We start from the raw sequence: 18,188 nt of genomic DNA, 5'->3' as shown, positions 1-18,188 counted from the left end.
TAGGAAAATCTTTGTTCAAATAGGAATGCTTGTTCCCGTCTATTATACTCTGATCACCTGCTCTATGCAAACCCTAACTCAAGGATAGGAGTGGTAACGACAACATGGAAATTACGACGATCATCGGCATTCTGGCCGGCCTTGCCGCGCTGGTGGGGGGCTTTTTATGGGAAGGGGGCCAAATAAACGGACTTATGCAGGGAGCGGCGGCGCTCATCGTATTCGGAGGCACCGTCGCCGCCGTCGTCATCAGCTTCCCGCTGGCACGTCTTAAAACGATCCCCCAAGCGCTCCGTTTTGCCTTTACCCGGCAGACGGACATTCCCGAACAGCTCATCGACGATTTGGTCAACATGGCCACGTCGGCCCGGCGCAACGGCGTGTTATCCCTCGAGCAGCTCGTGCAGGATCATCCCAACTCGTTTTTGCGCGAAGGCATTCAGATGGTCGTGGACGGAACCGAAGAAACGCTGCTGAGGCAAATCATGGAATTTGAGATCGATGCGGCCGAACACAAACATGAAGGGTATGCCAAAATGTTCGAATCCGCCGGCGGGTACGCCCCGACGATGGGGATCATCGGCACCGTCATGGGACTCATCCACGTGCTCGGCAGCCTGACGGAGCCGACGGAGCTCGGCCCTTCCATCGCGGTCGCCTTTACGGCCACGTTATACGGCGTTGCCGTCGCCAATATTATCTTTTTACCCATTGCATCAAAGATTAAGTCGCGCAGCGCCGATGAAATTCAAACGATGGAGCTGCTGGTCGAAGGCATTCTGGCCGTCCAAAACGGCGAACACCCGAACCTCGTGCGCAAAAAACTTTTATCCTTCACGCCGGAGGAACGCCGTTCCGCGTCCGCGCCTGCGATGAAGGAGGGATTCCATGAGACAGCGGAGTAACCGGCGCAAACGCGACAAAGGCGGGGAAAGCGGCCAGGACCGGTGGCTGATTACCTATGCGGACCTGATCACGCTGCTGCTCATCTTTTTCGTCATGATGTTTGCCATGAGCCGGCTGGATACCGAAAAGTATAAAGAAATCACGCAATCGCTCCAGAACACGTTCCGCAGCGGCGATTCGCTTCTGAGCCAAGGCTCGGGCATCACGGGCACCGCGGACAAGTATACGCACAGAAATCCGGACGTTACGTCGAAATCCGATCAGCAAAAAAAGGGGGCGGACCAGCTCTCGGACCGCGAGCTTGCCTTCCGCAAACAGGAGCAGGAGCTGCAAAACCTGATGAAGGTCATCTCCAAATACGTGAAGGACAACAAGCTCGAAGACCAAATTTTCGTCGCCGACCAGCCGCAGGGAATCTCCATCACGCTGAGCGACAAGTTGTTGTTCGACGTCGGCAAGGCCGACCTCAAACCGGGGGCGATGCCCGTCATGGACAAGCTGGCCAGCTTGTTTAAGGAGCTGAACACCGTCATCAGCATCGAAGGCCATACGGATAACCTGCCGATCGTGTACGCTTCGAGATATAAAGACAACTGGGAGCTTTCCGGTGCCCGGGCGCTCTCCGTCCTGCGTTATTTCCTGGACGAAAAGCATCTGGATGCCCGGGAGTTCCAATATGCGGGCTACGGCGATACCCGGCCGGCGGCGGACAATCGAACCGAGGCGGGGCGGCAGAAAAACCGGCGCGTGGAAATCATCGTGCTGCGGCAGTTAAAAGAATAGCCGAAACATGAAAGGCGGGGAACCGATCGTTCCCCGCCTTTCATGTTTCGCGCCTCACTGCATCCGGGCCGATTCGCCTTCGCTTGGCTTGCCGAGCTGCAGTTCGTTTGTTTTGGTTTTGGCCTGAACCTTCATGGCGACCAGCTGAAAGATGCTGACCGGCTTCATTACGAGGACCACGCCCGCATCCGGATCCGGCGCCAAAATGACGCCGAGCTGATGGTGCTCGCCGGCATAGATGGCCCGCTGCAAAAACTTGCTTTCCCCCTGCAAATTCCGGACCTCAAGCTTGCAGAAGGCCGGATTCTTCCGCAAGGCGGCATGCATTTGTTCCTTGGTTCGAATGCTGATCCCGTTGATTTTGACGATGGATTCCCCCGCCCTGATCCCAATTTCCTGGGCCGGGCTGCCCGGAATGACGGCAAGCACCTTCATTCCCTCCCGCGGGTGTACGAACATCGGACTGTTCTGCTGCTCTTCCAATCGGCTGTACCACAGCAGCCCCTCATGAACGAGGAAGCTGACGAGGGCGGCGGCGATCATCAGCGGCTTCCACCACGCCGCCAGCAAGCTGAGTCCCAGCAGCACGATGCCGTATATGAGCAGCCGTCTAAAGGTTTTGTCCGCTTTGGCCTGCGGCAGCATGCTTTGGGTCATTTCGCTGAAACCGATGATGACCGGCAGCGCCGCCATGCTGAACCCTGCGCTCCAGCCGTCTCCCCCAAGCAGCGGCGTCCACGGTAGCAGCTCCCCGCCCGTCTGCGCCGGGATCAGGAGGAACAGCGGGATCGGCCAAAACGCCTGGATTTGATACGCTCCGACCAGCTTGCCGCGTTTGCTTTCCATAAATACCGGGTTCGCGAAGCCTGCTCCCTGCAGCTTGACGAGCAAGGCCTCGGCCAGGTGCAAAACGGCGACGAGCGCCAGCAGCGCCGGGATGTCCAGCTCCCTTACGGTATCGACGGCCGTTCCCGCCATCCCCGCGGGATGAAACCCGGGGAAAAAGCCAAGCACGAACTGAATGACGCCGAGCACGCCGATCGAATAGGCAAAACATAAAAATCTTACGCGGAAAAGCAGCAGGATGACCGCGACGATCCAAATGCAAACGACGGCTTCGGCCGTCAGCGATATCCCGAGAAAAAGAATAACGACGGACACGGAAAAGCCTGCCAGCAATCCGCCGATAAAAGTACGCCACGTCTGAAGGCCCCAGCTATGCAGCCTCACATGAAAAAGCTTGCGCTCCAGCAGCACCTGCCTGCGGTACATCAGCATGATAAACAGGATCGAAATATAATAAAACGGCTGCATCAGCAGCTGTACGATCGCATCCGTAAAGTTCCACAGCAATTCCAAAGCGACTTCCAAACGACGCCACTCCCCTTTCTGGATGTTTCCGAGTCCGCGATTTCGGCGGACGCTACAAGCAAGAAAAAAAGAAGGCTCATGAGCCTTCTTTAATGTTTCGACGCCGTTGCCGTGATTTCCTTCTGGACCTCGGCAATCGCCGCTTTGAGTTGATGATCGAATTTCGGATCGCGGATTCGTTTGATCAGCTCGTTTTCCAGAGCTTCGGCCGTTTTGGCGTCAATGACGCCGGTTACGCCCAGCTTCTGCGCTTTCTGAAACGATTTGACCGCGGAAACGGTTTTTTCGTCGAAAAATCCGTCCTTGCGGCCCGGCTTGTAGCCGAGTCCGTCCAGCATGACCTGCGCGCTTTTGACGTCGGCATTGTTCATGTTGGGTTTCAGCGCGGTTTCTTTGTTGATCGGCGCCACCAAGAAATAATCCGGCTGCGCGACCGCGATGTCAGGCTTGAGGCCTTTTTGGTGAATCCAGCTTCCGTTCGGCGTCAGCCATTTGGCAATCGTGATTTTCAGCAGGCTGCCGTCGTCGAATTGTTTGCTGAAGCTGGTTTGCACGGTGCCTTTGCCGAAGGAGTTTTCGCCCATCAGTTTCGCTCCGGCCGACTGCTGCAGCGCCCCTGCCAAAATTTCGGATGCGCTGGCGCTTCCTTTGTTCATCAGCAGCGTGACCGGATAAGGCTTGCCGCTTCCCTTGGAAAGGTTCTGCTCCCGTTTCTTGTTTTTGTCTTCGACTTGAACGATGACTTTGCCTTTCGGCACGAACTGCTGCGCAATGTCGATGACGACGGAGAGAACGCCGCCCGGATTGTTGCGGACATCGATGACCAGCCCCTTCATGCCTTCCTTCTCCAGCGTGGAAAGCTCCTGTTTGAAGCGTTCGCCGGTATTCAGCGAGAATTGGGTGATCTCGATGACCCCGATTTTGCCGGGTTCCATATGGGCTTTGACCGTCTCGACGTCAACGTCGTCGCGGATGATGGTATATTCGATCGGCGCGGCCGAGCCGCTGCGTTTGATCGTCAATTTCGCCTCGCTGCCTTTCGGGCCGCGGATTTTGGCGACGGCATCGTTCAGCTCCAGGCCATGAAGCGATTCGCCGTTGACGCTTAAAATGATGTCTTTCGCACGGATGCCCGCCTTCTCGGCAGGCGAACCTTTAATCGGCGACACCACGACGACGTTTCCGTTCTCGGACGAAACCTCGGCACCGATGCCGCTGAACGATCCTTCGATCGACTCTTCGAACTCCTCGGCCGTCTTTTTGCCCATATAAGAGGAATACGGGTCGTCAAGGGATTGGGTCATCCCGTTAATGGCGCCGTCCAGCAACTTGGTGCGGTCCACGTCCTGATAATAATTCGACTGGATGAGGTCCAGGGCCGTGCCCAATTTTTTCGCTTCATCCGGCTTCAAGCCGCCGGCTGCACTAGCGAACACGCCTTTCCCCAGAGCCGCTTGATTGGCTATGCTGGAACCTGTCAATGCAAACGTCAGCGCGCTTCCGCAAAGCATCGCCAGAAGGACCAGAAATACGACCGTACGTTTTTTCATGTGTGATCACCGCCTTTTATTTTCCGGCCAAGCCTTGTAGGGACCAGTTCTAACCATTGTAGTATATGTCCGGCTTGTACGGAATATTTATGATCTTACAAATAAGGCATCGGATTCACAGGGTTGCCGTTCTCGCGGACCTCGAAATGCAAATGCGGGCCCGTTACCCGTCCCGTCGATCCGGATTCGGCAATCACCTGGCCGCGGCTGACGTGCTCGCCAACCTTCACCTTGATTCCGCCGCTGCGGATGTGGCCGTACAGCGTCCACATCCCGCCTCCATGATCGATAATAACACAGTAGCCGTATCCGCTCCACCATTCGGCAAGCGTGACGGTTCCTTCATCCGCCGCGTGGATCGGCGTTCCTTCCGGAACGGCCAAATCGACGCCCGTATGCATTTTGCCGACTTCCCCCGTCACCGGATGGACTCTTCGTCCGTATCCCGAAGACACCCGTGCGCCGCTAACCGGCATATATAACGGTCCGCCGTTGCCGGAGAATCCTCCGGAGCTTGCGACCGACGAGCTGGCCTTTTTCTTGGCCGCCGCGGCGGCCCTTTTCGCGGCCGCGGCCTTCGCTGCCGCCGCCCGTCTGGCGGCTTCTTCGGCCTTCAGCTTGTTTTTCTCCTGCTGCAGCGCCGAACGTTTGCTGACCAGGCTGACGAGCAATGCGTTTTGCTCTTCGCTGAGATCGTCCGAATCCTCGATCTGCTGATCGTATTTGGCGATAAGAATTTGCTTTTGTCTTTCATTTTCGTCCAGGATGGCTTTTTGGTTCTCCATCTCGGCGTACAGATCCTTCGCCTTGGCATACTGCCCTTCAAGCTCTTTTTTCTTCTCGAGCACGAGCGCTTTGTCCTTCTTATGCTGCTCGAGCAAATCCTTGTCCTGGTCCACGAAGTTTTTGAGCGTGTCCGCCCGTTCCAGGAAATCGGAAAAGCTCGTCGAAGACAGGAGCACTTCCAGGTAAGAGACGCTGCCGTCCGTGTACATCAGCCTGACGCGGGATTCCAGCATTTTCTCCCGGGACGCGATCCGATCCTCCGCCGCGTCGAGCGCGGTGGCCGTCTCATGGAGCTTGTCCTGGGTTTCGTCGATTTGGACCGAAATCTTGGTCATCTTATTGCTGACCTGCTCGATCTGGTTCAACACGTACTGCAAATTTTGCGTCGTTTTATTTTTATAATGCTGCGCTTCCTGCTTCTGCGATTCGGCCTTTTCCTTTTGCTTTTTGGCCGCCTGCGCCTGCTGCTGCAGCACTCTTAATTCATGTTCGATTTGGTCGACAGTTCTTTTTTTGGCGTAGCCCTCGGAGGGCTGGACAACGGCCGCCGCCAGCAAGACAACGGCAAGTACAGAGGCTATTTTTTTCAACTTGCGCTCCCCATCCTTTTCAAATAATCTTCCGTATGGAGTCGCCCTAGCTGCGGGCGCGTTCCTCGCGCGATTAACCTATACCTTCAAAAATTTGCGAATAGAGAGGGTCGTTCCCCACATGCCGATCAGGACGCCGAGCACGATCAGGAGGCCGCCCCACTGCCACAAATCGCTTACGGGCAGCAGCGACATCTGCAGCGTGAAATCGGAGCCCACGGTTGCCGCCAAACGGCTGTACCCGGCAAACAGGATCGCGACCGTGATGATCGAACCGATCAGGCCGATCAGCGTCCCTTCCACGAAAAACGGCCAGCGGATAAACGTGTTCGTCGCGCCCACCAGCTTCATGATCCCGATTTCCCGGCGCCGCGCAAGAATCGTGACCCGGATCGTGTTGGAAATGAGGAACATCGACATCACCGCAAGCCCGGCCACGAAAATGAATCCGATATTGCGCACCATGCGCGTGACTTTGAACAGCGTTTCAATCGTGCCTTTGCCGTATTTCACCTTCATGATCGGCTGCTGGTCGGCATGGCTCGCGTTTAACGCTTCGATTTTTTTGGAGACAAAAGGAACGGTCGTCGGTTCGTATACTTCGATCTTGAACGCGTCCGGAAGCGGATTGTTGTCCTTGTCGAACCCTTCGAGCAGCTCCTTGCCTTCATCGCCCATGCTCTTGCGGAAATCCTCGAGCCCTTGCTCCTTGGAGATGAAGTCGATCTTGCTGACTTCCGGCATGGCGGCAATTTCCTTCTGCACGGTTTCGCGCAGCTTCTGGTCCACGTTCAAATTCAGGTATGCCCGAATCTGCACCTGCTTGTCCGCTTTGTCCGCGATGGCGTTTACATTGAGTACAAGCAGAATAAATACGCCCAAAATGAATAGAGATACGATAATGGATACAATCGATGCGACGGACATCCAGCCGTTGCGGAATATGTTTTTCGCCCCTTCCCGCAAATGCCGCAAGAAGGTGTTAAAAGTCATATCCGTACTCTCCTCTCAGCTGGTCGCGCACGATGTTGCCGTGTTCGATCGCGATGACGCGCTTGCGCATCGTGTTCACGATATCCTTGTTGTGGGTGGCCATGACGATGGTCGTTCCGCGGAAGTTGATTTCGTCCAGAAGCTGCATGATGCCCCAGGACGTTTCGGGGTCGAGGTTACCGGTAGGCTCGTCCGCGATGATTACCGAGGGATTGTTGACGATCGCGCGGGCGATGGCGATGCGCTGCTGCTCTCCGCCGGAAAGCTGGGCGGGCTGGCGGTTCGCTTTGGCCTTCAGGCCGACCAGATCCAGCACTTCCATGACCCGTTTTTTCATCTGGCGTTTCGGGGTTTCGATGACTTCCATGGCAAACGCAACGTTTTCATACGCGGTAAGCTTCGGCAAAAGGCGAAAATCCTGAAAAATAACGCCGATGTTGCGTCTGACGTAAGGAATTTTCCGCTGCTTCAGCTTCCCTATATTAAACCCGTTTACGGAGATTTGCCCTTTCGTAGGCACCTCTTCGCGGTATATAAGTTTCATAAAGGTCGATTTTCCTGCGCCGGACGGGCCGACGACATATACGAATTCATTGCGGTCAATCTTGACGGACACCCCTTGAAGCGCATGGGTTCCGTTCGGGTACGTCTTCCACACATCCTGCATTTCGATCACTTCATTATCACTTCCTACATTACATAATTAGCCATTATAATTTCGACATGTTCCAGCTAATTCCTTTAAAAATCTTTCGGAATCACCATGATGTTTTTTATTGTAACAAATTTGTTACCTTTTGAGTACCCGAAATTTTTCCAATTTATTTACATATATATGAAAGACTGCATCAACCGCGTTTAATATGAAGCAAAAAAAGGTGGGAGCCATGAAAAAAGTTCATTTGACGCTGATCATCGTCGCCGCCATGGTGCTGATCGGTTCCGTCGCTGCCGGGGGCATACATCTTTATATCGGCCAAAACACGCTTCCGGATTACATTACGGTCGGCGGCTGGGACGTCGGCGGAAAGAAAAAGGACGAGGTCCTCCGGGAGCTGGACGCCAGGCTGAAACAGCTGGAGGAAAAGCCGCTGACGGTGACGCTTGCCGCGAGCGACGGCCAGGACGTCAACATGACGCTAAAATCGGCGGGCGTCACGTTCGACGCGGCCGAATTCAAAAAAGCGGTTGCCGCCCTCGACGAAGGCAACTGGCTGGACCGGCTCAAAGCTCGCCAACGGTTCAAACGGGAATGGACGCTGTCCCCGCGCTGGAATCGGGCGCTGATGAAGGAGCGGTTCGGGCCCGGATGGGAGGAAAAACAATTCGGCAGCCCCGTCAACGCCTCGCGCCGCATCGCCAAAAACGACAAGGTGGTCTATACCCCGGAAGTATCGGTGCCCCGGATCGATTGGGAAAACTTTACCCGAACGATGACGGCGCTCATTCCCAAAAGCTTCCCCGAGCCCGAAGACGCGGACGTGCCGCTGAAGATAAAGCTTCCTTTATATAACCTGAAACCGAAGGTAACGGTGAACAGCCTGAAGGAAGAAGGCATCGAACGAAAAATCGTCGAGTCCAGCACCGGCCTCGGCTCCAGCGCCTCCGGCAGGGTATACAACGTCAGCTCCGCCGCTAAGGCCATCGACGGCATGGTGTTGAAGCCGGGGGAAATATTCGATTACGGGCAGGTCATCGCAAAGGCCGAGAAAACGTACGGCTTCCGCGAAGCCCCGGTCATTCTGAACGGGAAGCTCGTCCCGGGAATCGGCGGCGGCATCTGCCAGGTGTCCAGTACCGTGTACAATGCGGCGCTGCGGACCGGGCTGGAGATCGTGGAAAGGCGCAACCACTCCTTGCCGGTCAGCTATTTGCCCAAGGGGCTCGACGCCACGTTCGCCGAGGGCTCCATCAACTTCCGGTTCAAAAACACGACAGGCAAATCGCTGCTGATCCGCGCTTACGTGGAAGGCAACAATTTGACCGTCAAATTTTTCGGCACGTTTCCGAAAAACACCGAATACGAGCTGGAGACCCGAACCGTCGAGACGCTTCCCGTGAAGGAAAAATTCGTGCAGAACAAAGACATTCCGGCAGGCGCGCAAGAGGTGCTGCAGGAGGGCAAGCCCGGCTACGTCGTGGAAACCTATCAGATCAAGAAGGTGAACGGCGAGACCGTCGGGAAAAAACGCGTTTCCCGGGATACGTACCGACCGCAAAGCAGGCTGATCGCCGTTAATAACGGAAGCGCCGAAGCCGGCAGCGATTCCCAAGGCTCCAAAGAGCAGATCGTCGAAGACGGAATCAGCGGCCCGAATTTCTAGGGAAACGGGGAGCCCGCAATACAGAAGGCGGCCCTTCGCCAAAAGCGAAGAGGCCGCCTTCTTAATCTTATATGGACGAACAGGCGGATGCTGCGCAGTTCTCCGTCCATCCGATTGTTCTCTAACTCACGGGTTTTAAAGATATTTCGTGATCGCCGATCTGTTCGCGGTATTTCTGAATGGCCAGGTCCAGCCCTTTCGAATATTGGTTCAGCGTTTCGGTTGCAGCGGAAATTTGCTCCATGATGGAGTGATGCTCTTCGACGGCTTGCGTTACGTTGTTCATTTCCGACATCGTTTTCACGGCGATTTGCTCCGTTTTTTCCATGGTCACGACCAGCTGCTCCGCGCCTGCCGCGATTTCTTCGACGGCCGAGGATACTTCCTGGATTTGACCCGCTACCTCGCCGACCGAAAGCTTGATGAATTCGAATGAATCTCCGGCTTGGTTCACGACTTTTAACCCGTTTCCTACTTGTTCTGCCACCAGCTTGGTAGAATCGACCGCCTGCGCCGTTTCCTTCAGGATCGCCGATACGACCTTCGTCACTTGCTTGGCGGAATTGGAAGACTGCTCTGCCAGGTTTCGGATCTCGCCGGCAATGACGGAGAACCCTCTGCCCTCATCCCCGAAACGCGCTGCCTCAATGGCCGCATTCAACGAAAGCAGGTGCGTCTGTTCGGCGATTTCCCGGATCATGGCGACAAACGATACGACTTCGCGCGAGCTCTCTTCCAGCCGGTTCATCATCTCGACCAGGGAGCGAACCGTCGTATCGGCTTCGTCCATCTGCTTCATGGCTGCCAAAATCGCTTCCTGTCCTTCCGCGGATTTTTCGGACGATTCGCCTGCCGCCGCAGCCACCTCGTCGGCGCTGCCGGCGATGTGCCGGATCGCGTTGACCACGTCTCCCACCGTATTGGAACTGATCCGGATCATGTCGGTCTGCTGGCTTGCATCTTGGGATACGCCCAGCGTCGCTTCCTTGATCATGTCCGATACGTAAAAGCCCATTTCGGCGCTGGCTTTGACTTCTTCGATGGTACCCGCCATCTGCGAGATTTGGGTATTGAACTCTTCCGATAATTCCTTGTACTGAAGCCCGATCTTATGTATATGATCTTCCGATGCGCCTGCAAGCTCGCCGGAGATTCCGCCGCCGGTTACGGCCTGGCCCCGAACGTTCCCGGCCCCTGCCGTACGCAGCAGCCATACCGCGATCAAATAACCGACCGGTACCGTCAAAACAAGGCTTGCGATCAATCCCGCCCAACCGGGCAAACCGCATAAGAGACAAATCAGATTGATGATGACAACAGCTCCCGCAAAATATCCTGCGCCCGCCAGCCCTATTTTTCTGTATTGCTTTTGCATGTCGGGATTTTCGACTTTCATGGTGCATTTCACCCACCTATCCGGTTGCACCCGATGTCCGCGGACATCGGGTGCATGTTGTATGGATTAGTTTTTCAAGAACGCTTCCGCGTCTTCCAGCTTTTCAAAGGAATCGACCACTTCGCCAAACATCCGTTTCATTTGAAGTTTGGATACGGCCGAACCGGTGTAGTAAGCCCATTTGGACAGTCCCTTTTGGACCGAAAGATCGCCCAGCGGGCTCAGTTTTTCGGCGACGTCCATCGTAAACAGCTTGCCTTCGCTCAAGTCCGTCAGGCCCGTAAATCCTGGCTTGACTCCTTCAAGCGCCTTTTTGAAATCTTCGATGTACTGGTTGACGTTGTCCTTGTTGATTTCGCTCACTTTGACGGTAACACGGTTCAATCCGGCATCATAATTAATTGTGTACATGCTTTTTCCCCCATTTTTTATCAGGATAACGAATATCCCGAATAGAATATATTGGTTTTAGCATAAGCAAAAATCATAGATTTGTAAAGAAGAATTTACCGAATTATGTAGAATTATGTCGAATTAGATAAATCCTTCTTTTCTGCAATGGTTAAACATCTTATGGATCATTTCGCGGTCCAGCGAACTCCACGAAAAGCCAAATTTCGACAATATCTGCGTCGTCTTGCCGGAAAAGATCGTAAAAAATGTCGTAGACACCGTTTCTTCCATCCAGCCGTAATGCAGCATGATTTGTTCGATGACGCGCTTCGATTTTTCATCGTCGTATTGCTTCCCAAGATAATCGACAAATTTGTCGAATGATAGCAGATCGATCGTTTGGCCGAACGGATTCTCTTGCAAAACGGCGCCGATATTCGCTTCGTGCGGATTGGCGATATGGAACGATTCGTTCCGAAGCGCCCGGGAGTCGGCCAGCAGCAAAATCGCCTTGCTTGCCTGATCGACATAGGTAAAATCGAAGCCGCTGTGCTCTCCAGGCGCGATGCCGAGCTCGAAAAACGACTTCATCGTCGTATAAAACGCGTTGTCCGCGATGTTTTGCTGGAACCTTCCCGTTTCGGAGTGGAACACGATGTTGCCGAGCCGGTAGATGTTCGTGACGATCCCGCGCTCCCGTGCGGCCAATACGAGGCGTTCCGCCTCATATTTCGTCCTGGCGTAATAATTCTCGAACCGCTGCCCTTTTTCCAGGTCGTATTCCGTAAAGCACACATGCGGTTCCCCCTCGACGACGCCTGTCGCAACGCCGAGCGTGGAGATGTGGTGCATATGCTTCGGCCGGCCTTCGGCGGCAAAGGCAAGCAGGTTGGCCGTCGCCTTCACGTTCTGCAGCTCGAAATCGGCATAACTTCCGTAATGTTTGACGTTGGCCGCCGAATGGATAATCGCGTCCGTTTGCTGCAGGAGTTTCTCATACGCCTGAACATCGAGTCCAAACCGGTCCCGGGTAATGTCGCCGGCATAGGCATGGATGCGTTCCCGATATAGCCCGAACCAATCCGGTCCGAAGTAATAGGCGCATTTTTGCCTCAGCCGCTCCTCGGCTTCGGCGTCCGACCCTGCCCGGACGATGGCGATGACGTTCCAATCTTTTTCGGTCATCGCTTCCCATAGCAAATGGGCTCCAAGATACCCCGTGGCCCCCGTCAGAAGCACGTTTCCGTATCCGTTCACGGCTGCCGTATCCAGCTGCTCGTAATTTCGGTTACGCTCGTCATACATTGTTTTATCGGCTGAAAGGTCGATATTTTTTAAGCCGGCGTACAGTTCTTTCACCTGCTCGAGCCTGGAGTGGAGATGGTTTGTTTTCGGTTTGATCTTGCTTGCCAGCTCCGCAATCGTCTGATGCTCGAAAATATCGTTCATGCCGATCTCGAACTGTTTCTGCAGCCGGGCGACGACGACCGTCGCTTTCAACGAGTGGCCGCCAAGCTCGAAGAAATTGTCATGGATCCCGACGTTGTCCACTTGAAGCACCGCCTGCCACACCTCGGCCACGGCCTGCTCCGTTTCCGTTCTCGGACCTACGTAATCCCTGCTTCGCCCCTGGGACGCGTCGGGCTCCGGCAGAGCCTTGCGGTCGATTTTCCCGTTCGGCGTCAGCGGCATTTCCGGCAGCTGCGTGAAATAAGAAGGAATCATGTAATCCGGCAAGGCCTTGCCGATATGCTCCCGCAGCTCGCTGACGGACATGTCGGCCGTCGCCGTGAAATAAGCGCATAAATAGTGGCCGCCTTTGCCGTCCTCTTTGGCCACGACGATCGTTTCCGACACCGCCGGATGGTTCAGCAGGCAATTTTCGATTTCGCCGAGCTCGATCCGGAAACCGCGGATTTTGACCTGGTGGTCAAGCCGGCCCAAAAACTCGATGGTGCCTTCGCGGGTCCATCTTGCCAAGTCGCCCGTTTTGTACATGCGTTCGCCTTTGATGAACGGGTTTGGCACGTAGCGCTCCCGGGTCATGTCCTCGTTGTTGTAATAACCGCGTCCGACGTTGTGCCCGGCAATGTACAGCTCCCCGGCCACGCCGACCGGTTGCGGCTGCAGGTTTTCGTTCACGATGTAAATCTGCGTATTGGCAATCGGCTTGCCGATCGGAGGCAGCTCCGGAATGGCCCCGTTCGGGTCGATCGTATGCGTCGTGACGACATGCGTTTCCGACGGTCCGTAATGGTTATGCAAATAGACGCCGTGCTTTTTCAGATGGGCGCGGAATTTTTCCGGCACGATGAGCTGTTCGCCCGCCGTGATGACATGTTTTACGGAAGACGGGAAACGGTCCGCGTATTCTTTTTCGTTCAAAATGAACTTCAGGAACGATACCGGCATAAACAGGACTTCGATGCCCTTGTTTTCGATATGTTCCAGCAGGTCGCCGACGCTCATCCGCAGATCGTTCGTGATCAAATGCAGCGTGCCGCCCGCCAGCAGCGTCGACCAGATTTCCTGCGAGCAGACGTCGAAGCTGATCGTGGTGAATTGCAGCACATTGCCGCCGTAATCGACGTTTGTAGCCTCGTATTCAAAATGAAGCAGGTTGACGATGTTCCGGTGCTCGATCATGACGCCCTTCGGTTTTCCGGTGGTCCCCGACGTATAGATGACGTACAGCAGGTCGGACGGTCCGTTCACATGCGGCAAATCTTCCGTGCGGTCGCCGTAAGCGTCCTCGCCGTCGATCAGCAGCGTTTCGCCCCCAAAGGATACTTGTCCTGCCAGATGCGACTGCGTCAGCAGCAGCCGGGTATGGCTGTTCTCCAGCATGTAGACGACGCGGTCCTGCGGATATTCGGGATCGATCGGCACGTAGGCTCCGCCCGCCTTCAGGATGGCAAGCAAGCCGACGATCATCTCGAACGAGCGGTCGACCATCAACCCGACGACCTGATCCGGCACGACGCCTTTGTCGCGCAGCGTCCAGGCGAGCCGGTTGGCGCGTTCGTTCAATTCGCGGTAGGACATGCTGCGCGGGCCGAAGACAAGCGCTGTTTTCTCCGGCGTACGCCGCGCCTGTTCCTCGAACAAGCCGTGAATCGTCATTTGGTCCCGGTAAGCCGAATCGGTCGCGTTTAATCCTTTTACGAGGAACTCATGCTCCTCTTCGTCCAAAATTTCGAGTTCGCACAGCATTTTGCCCGGATGGACCAGCGCATCGGCCAACAGCTGCAGGAAACGGGCGCCGAACGCCTCGATGCTTTGCCGTTCGAACAAATCCGTGCAGTACTGGAGGTCGATCCGAATGCCGGTTTCTTCCTCCGTCAAATCGACCATCAGGTCGTATTTCGAGATCGGATGGACATAAGGATAAAGGGACGTTTCCGCACCTTCCAGCCGAAGCTCGAGTTTGCCCGTGTTCTGCATGACGAACAGCGTGTCGAACAGCAGGTTGCGGCTTGGATCGCGCGGAATGTTCAATGAACGAACCAGTTCCTCCAGCTCGTAATCCTGATGTTCGAAAGCGCCGAGCAGCGCCGTCTTCACTTCCTGCAGCAGCTGCATGAAGGATTTGCGCTTTTCGGGATAGCAGCGGACAGGCAGCGTGTTGACGAACATGCCGATCACGGCGTAAAGCTCTTCGCGCAATCGCCCGGCAACCGGGACGCCCGTAATGATGTCCTCCTGGTTCGTGTAGCGGGACAGCAGCGCGTGATAACCCGCAAACAGCACCATAAACGGCGTGACGCCGGAATCGAGCGCGAACTTTTTAAGCCGGTCGGCCGTCTCTTCGGGAACCCTGATCGTTACCGTATCCCCCGCAAAGCTCTGCTTGGCCGGCCGTTCCCGGTCGGTCGGAAGCTGCAGAATCGGAAGCTCGCCGGACAATGTTTTTTCCCAATAAGCTTTATGGCCCCCGCCAGCCCTTCTTTCAGCCGAGTCCGCTTCCCAGACGGCAAAATCGGCAAAACCGATCGGCAGCTCCCAGAGCGTTTCCCCGCGATACAATCGGGACAGTTCATCGAAAAAGACGTTGGCCGAGATGCCGTCGACCGCAATATGATGGAAATCGACCAACAGCACCTGGAGGTCCGCATCCCCGCAGCGGATGAGCCAAGCCCGCAGCAGCGGCGCCTTGGCGAGATCAAACGGCGTGATCAGGGAATGGATCAGGGCGCTCAGGTTTGGTTCGCTGGTTTCCTTCTGCCCAAGCTCGAACGGAACCTGGTCATGCAGCCGCTGCACGATTTCTTCGTTCTCCCATTGATAGGACGTGCGGAAAGCATCATGTCTGGCGATCATCGTACGGAATGCCTGTTCCAGCCGCGGCTGATCGACTTCCCCTTCGATCCGGAAAGCAAACGGCGCATTATAGGCCGTTCCGACCTGCTCCATCTGTTCGATGAAATAAAGCCTTTTTTGCGCCGAAGCAAGCGGATAACTTGTCCTTGCCGGGCCTTTCGCAATGACGTCCGGTCCTGTCCCGGCGGTTTCGGTTGCAGCCGCTTGCTCGTTGCCGCAAGACGATTCCGAAGCCGCTTGTTCGATCCATTCCGCTTGCTCCCGAACCGTCGGCCGTTCGAACAGCAGCGTGACCGGTACGGATGCGCCGAAACGCCGCTCAAGCTTGGCCTGCAGCAGGACGGCCTTCAGCGAATCCCCGCCCGCCGTAAAAAACGACTCGCAGGCGTCCACGCGGCCCAAGCCCAGCACTTCGCTCCATATGGCCGCCACTTTTTCTTCCCATTCGCCGGCCGGGGCTTCGTAACGTCCCTCGTCGAGCGAAGCCGCGGGGACGGGAAGCGCACGTCTGTCGACCTTGCCGTTGGCCGTTAGCGGAAGCTCTTGAAGCCCTACCAACTTGGAAGGAACCATGTAATCCGGCAATTGCTCCGCCAAAAACGCCTTCATTTCGCCGTAGGCCAATTCCCCGTCCGCCACAACGTATGCGCACAAATATTTGGCGCCGGATGCGTCCTCGAGATCGACGACGACGGCTTCGGACACCTGCGGGTGCTGCAGCAGCCGGTGTTCGATTTCGCCGGTTTCGATCCGGAAGCCGCGGATTTTGACCTGGTGGTCGATCCGCCCGAGGAATTCGATGGCGCCGTCTTCCGTCCATCTTGCCAAGTCCCCCGTCCGGTACAGCCGTTCTTCTCCGGTTATTCCTCCCGGCACAAACTTCTGCCCGGTCAGCTCCGGCTGGTTCAAATAACCGCGCGCCAGCCCGCTTCCGGCAATGCACAATTCGCCGGCAATGCCGACAGGCTGCGGATGCCCGTATGCGTCCAAAATGTAGACCCTCGAGTTATCGACCGGATAACCGATCGGAATGTTCGGCGTCAACTCCGTGACCTTATAGGCGGTCGTGACTACGGTGTTTTCCGTCGGGCCGTAGCAATTGTACAGATCATAGTTCTGCCTGCTGAACGATTTCAGCTTGTCCCCGCCCGTCAAAAGAACGCGCAGCGTCGGATGGTCCATCGTCATGAAATGCTCGCAGAACTGGGTCGGCAAAAAGCTGATCGTAATGCCGTGCCGCTTCAAGTACGCATGCAGCTGCGTCGAATCCAGGCGGATTTCTTCGGGAATGACGTGAATCGCCGCCCCCGACACCAGATACGGAAACATCTCCCACACGGAAGCGTCAAAGCCGAAGCCGGCGTATTTGGTGGCCCGGTCCTTCTCGGTCACTCCGAATTCCCGGATGTGCCAGGCGCACAGATTGACAAGCGATCGGTGCTCGACCATCACGCCTTTCGGCCTTCCCGTCGAACCGGAAGTGTAGATGACGTAAGCCATGTCGCCCGGTTCCGCGGATTCGCGCACATTCCGCATCTTTGCATCGGCAGCCTCCGATCCGCCGCGAATATCGGCAGAAAACGCCGCCGCGCAAACCATCTCGCCTTTGAAGCGGACTTTTCCGTCCAGTCTGACCTTCGGCTCGGTGACAAGCAGCTCCGTTCCGCTGTCTTCGAGCATATACGTGATGCGGTCGGCGGGATACGCCGGATCGATCGGCAAGTAGGCCGCGCCCGTTTTCAGGATCGCCAGCGTCCCGACGATCATCTCAAGGGACGGCGTCGCGATGATGCCGACGATTTGCTCGCGGCCGGCTCCCCTCCGTACCAATTCGCGGGCCAATCTGTCCGCTTTTTCGTTCAGCTGGCCGTACGTCAACGATTCGCCTTGGTAGACCACCGCGACGTTATCCGGAGCCTTGTGCGCCTGCTCCTCAAACAAGCCGTGGATGGTCCGGTCCAATTCGGCATGCGCAGCCGTTTGGTTCCAGCCCGCAAGCTGGGCCTCCTCTTCTTCCGTCAGCAGCTTCAAGCCGCCGATCGTCATGTTTGAACCTGCCGCCCATGCGGCCATGATATGCTGCAAATGCCGGCACATGCGGCGAATAAAATCGCCGGGGAACATGCCGTCCGCATGCCAAACCTCTAAGCCGCCCGCTTCGTGTAGGTGCAGCGAGACCGCCAGTTCAAATTTGCCCTGCAGCTCGTCCGGGCCTATGCCGCTTCCCGTCCAGATGGCGGTGTTGCATACCGGGGATCCTTCGTCCAGGCCGGCGCAAATACCGGCGATTTCATCGAAAGCCGCCGACTTGGCCGCATGCTCCGTCATGGCTGCGGCAACCTGAAGCACATGGCTTTGCAGCGCCGTTGCCCCGTCCGCCTTCGTTATGAGCGGATAGGCTTGCTCGGCGGATGCGACGACGGCGAACGCAACCTCCTCCCGGCGCAAATACCGGATCAGCAGCATGCCCCATGCCGCACTCAGCAGCACGCTTGGTTCAATACGCGCGGTCTCGCATGCCTGCCGAATTTGACGCCCCGTTTCCTTCGGCCAGCGATACATAACCCTTTGCATTGGAATGGACGCCTTTCCGGAATGAATGCGCAGTATCGTCCGTTCTTCCAATTGCTTCACATACCGATTCCATTCATCCAAGTTGGACTTTCCTGTTGTTAACACCGACATGTTCATCTTTCCTTTGCTAGATCATAGGATTCATATATAAAAAAATTAAAAAACAAAAAAACTCTACTTGCCGAGAGTAGAGTTCCTTTGA

The 18,188-nt window shown here is 55.9% G+C and carries 11 protein-coding genes; 3 read left to right on the top strand and 8 right to left on the bottom strand.

Translation table 11 applies throughout. The features are described 5' to 3' along the window. The first annotated feature begins 104 nt into the window (after positions 1 to 104). Together KI367_RS12150 and KI367_RS12145 are read left to right on the top strand one after the other, a co-directional pair. Positions 105 to 905 carry a flagellar motor protein gene (locus KI367_RS12150; protein WP_212949908.1) on the top strand — a complete coding sequence of 267 codons (801 nt, stop codon included), beginning with the start codon at positions 105 to 107 and terminating at the stop codon, positions 903 to 905. After that, positions 889 to 1,689 carry a flagellar motor protein MotB gene (locus tag KI367_RS12145; RefSeq protein WP_212949906.1) on the top strand — a complete coding sequence of 267 codons (801 nt, stop codon included), beginning with the start codon at positions 889 to 891 and terminating at the stop codon, positions 1,687 to 1,689. Before KI367_RS12150 ends, KI367_RS12145 begins: the two co-directional genes overlap by 17 nt. Positions 1,690 to 1,743: 54 nt before the next feature. On the opposite strand, the gene KI367_RS12140 is transcribed toward KI367_RS12145, so the two are convergent. The 5 genes from KI367_RS12140 to ftsE form a co-directional block, all read right to left on the bottom strand. Next, a complete protein-coding gene (locus KI367_RS12140; RefSeq protein WP_246536868.1) occupies positions 1,744 to 3,060 on the bottom strand; it encodes a PDZ domain-containing protein in 1,317 nt (438 codons plus the stop codon). Positions 3,061 to 3,149: 89 nt separating this feature from the next. Beyond that, the gene (locus KI367_RS12135) at positions 3,150 to 4,610 is read right to left on the bottom strand and encodes a S41 family peptidase (protein ID WP_212949905.1); all 1,461 of its coding nucleotides are present in this window, start codon (positions 4,608 to 4,610) and stop codon (positions 3,150 to 3,152) included. A 95-nt stretch (positions 4,611 to 4,705) separates the two neighbouring features. Then, on the bottom strand, positions 4,706 to 5,986 hold the full coding sequence (locus tag KI367_RS12130) for a murein hydrolase activator EnvC family protein (protein ID WP_212949903.1): 1,281 nt from the start codon (positions 5,984 to 5,986) through the stop codon (positions 4,706 to 4,708). A 78-nt stretch (positions 5,987 to 6,064) separates the two neighbouring features. Beyond that, the gene (gene ftsX, locus KI367_RS12125) at positions 6,065 to 6,979 is read right to left on the bottom strand and encodes a permease-like cell division protein FtsX (protein ID WP_212949901.1); all 915 of its coding nucleotides are present in this window, start codon (positions 6,977 to 6,979) and stop codon (positions 6,065 to 6,067) included. Beyond that, on the bottom strand, positions 6,969 to 7,655 hold the full coding sequence (gene ftsE / locus KI367_RS12120) for a cell division ATP-binding protein FtsE (RefSeq protein ID WP_036710501.1): 687 nt from the start codon (positions 7,653 to 7,655) through the stop codon (positions 6,969 to 6,971). The genes ftsX and ftsE overlap by 11 nt, the downstream gene beginning before the upstream one ends. A gap of 211 nt (positions 7,656 to 7,866) precedes the next feature. Between ftsE and KI367_RS12115 the strand changes: the two genes are divergently transcribed. After that, on the top strand, positions 7,867 to 9,303 hold the full coding sequence (locus KI367_RS12115; RefSeq protein WP_212949900.1) for a VanW family protein: 1,437 nt from the start codon (positions 7,867 to 7,869) through the stop codon (positions 9,301 to 9,303). 121 nt (positions 9,304 to 9,424) lie between these two features. On the opposite strand, the gene KI367_RS12110 is transcribed toward KI367_RS12115, so the two are convergent. The 3 genes from KI367_RS12110 to KI367_RS12100 form a co-directional block, all read right to left on the bottom strand. Continuing rightward, positions 9,425 to 10,699 (bottom strand): methyl-accepting chemotaxis protein, encoded by a 1,275-nt coding sequence (locus tag KI367_RS12110; RefSeq protein WP_036710494.1) that lies wholly within the window; start codon positions 10,697 to 10,699, stop codon positions 9,425 to 9,427. 66 nt (positions 10,700 to 10,765) lie between these two features. After that, entirely contained in the window at positions 10,766 to 11,110 is a 345-nt protein-coding gene (locus tag KI367_RS12105; protein ID WP_212949898.1) for a hypothetical protein, read from the bottom strand. Between the two features lie 123 nt (positions 11,111 to 11,233). Continuing rightward, positions 11,234 to 17,986, bottom strand: a complete 6,753-nt coding sequence (locus tag KI367_RS12100; RefSeq protein WP_246536866.1) for a non-ribosomal peptide synthetase — start codon at positions 17,984 to 17,986, stop codon at positions 11,234 to 11,236. Positions 17,987 to 18,188: the final 202 nt, after the last annotated feature.

It is taken from the genome of Paenibacillus cookii (genome assembly GCF_018333375.1).
GTDB classification, from domain to species: domain Bacteria; phylum Bacillota; class Bacilli; order Paenibacillales; family Paenibacillaceae; genus Paenibacillus_AQ; species Paenibacillus_AQ cookii.
Note: the sequence above shows the minus strand (reverse complement) of the source record. Positions and strands in the feature narration are given on the sequence as shown.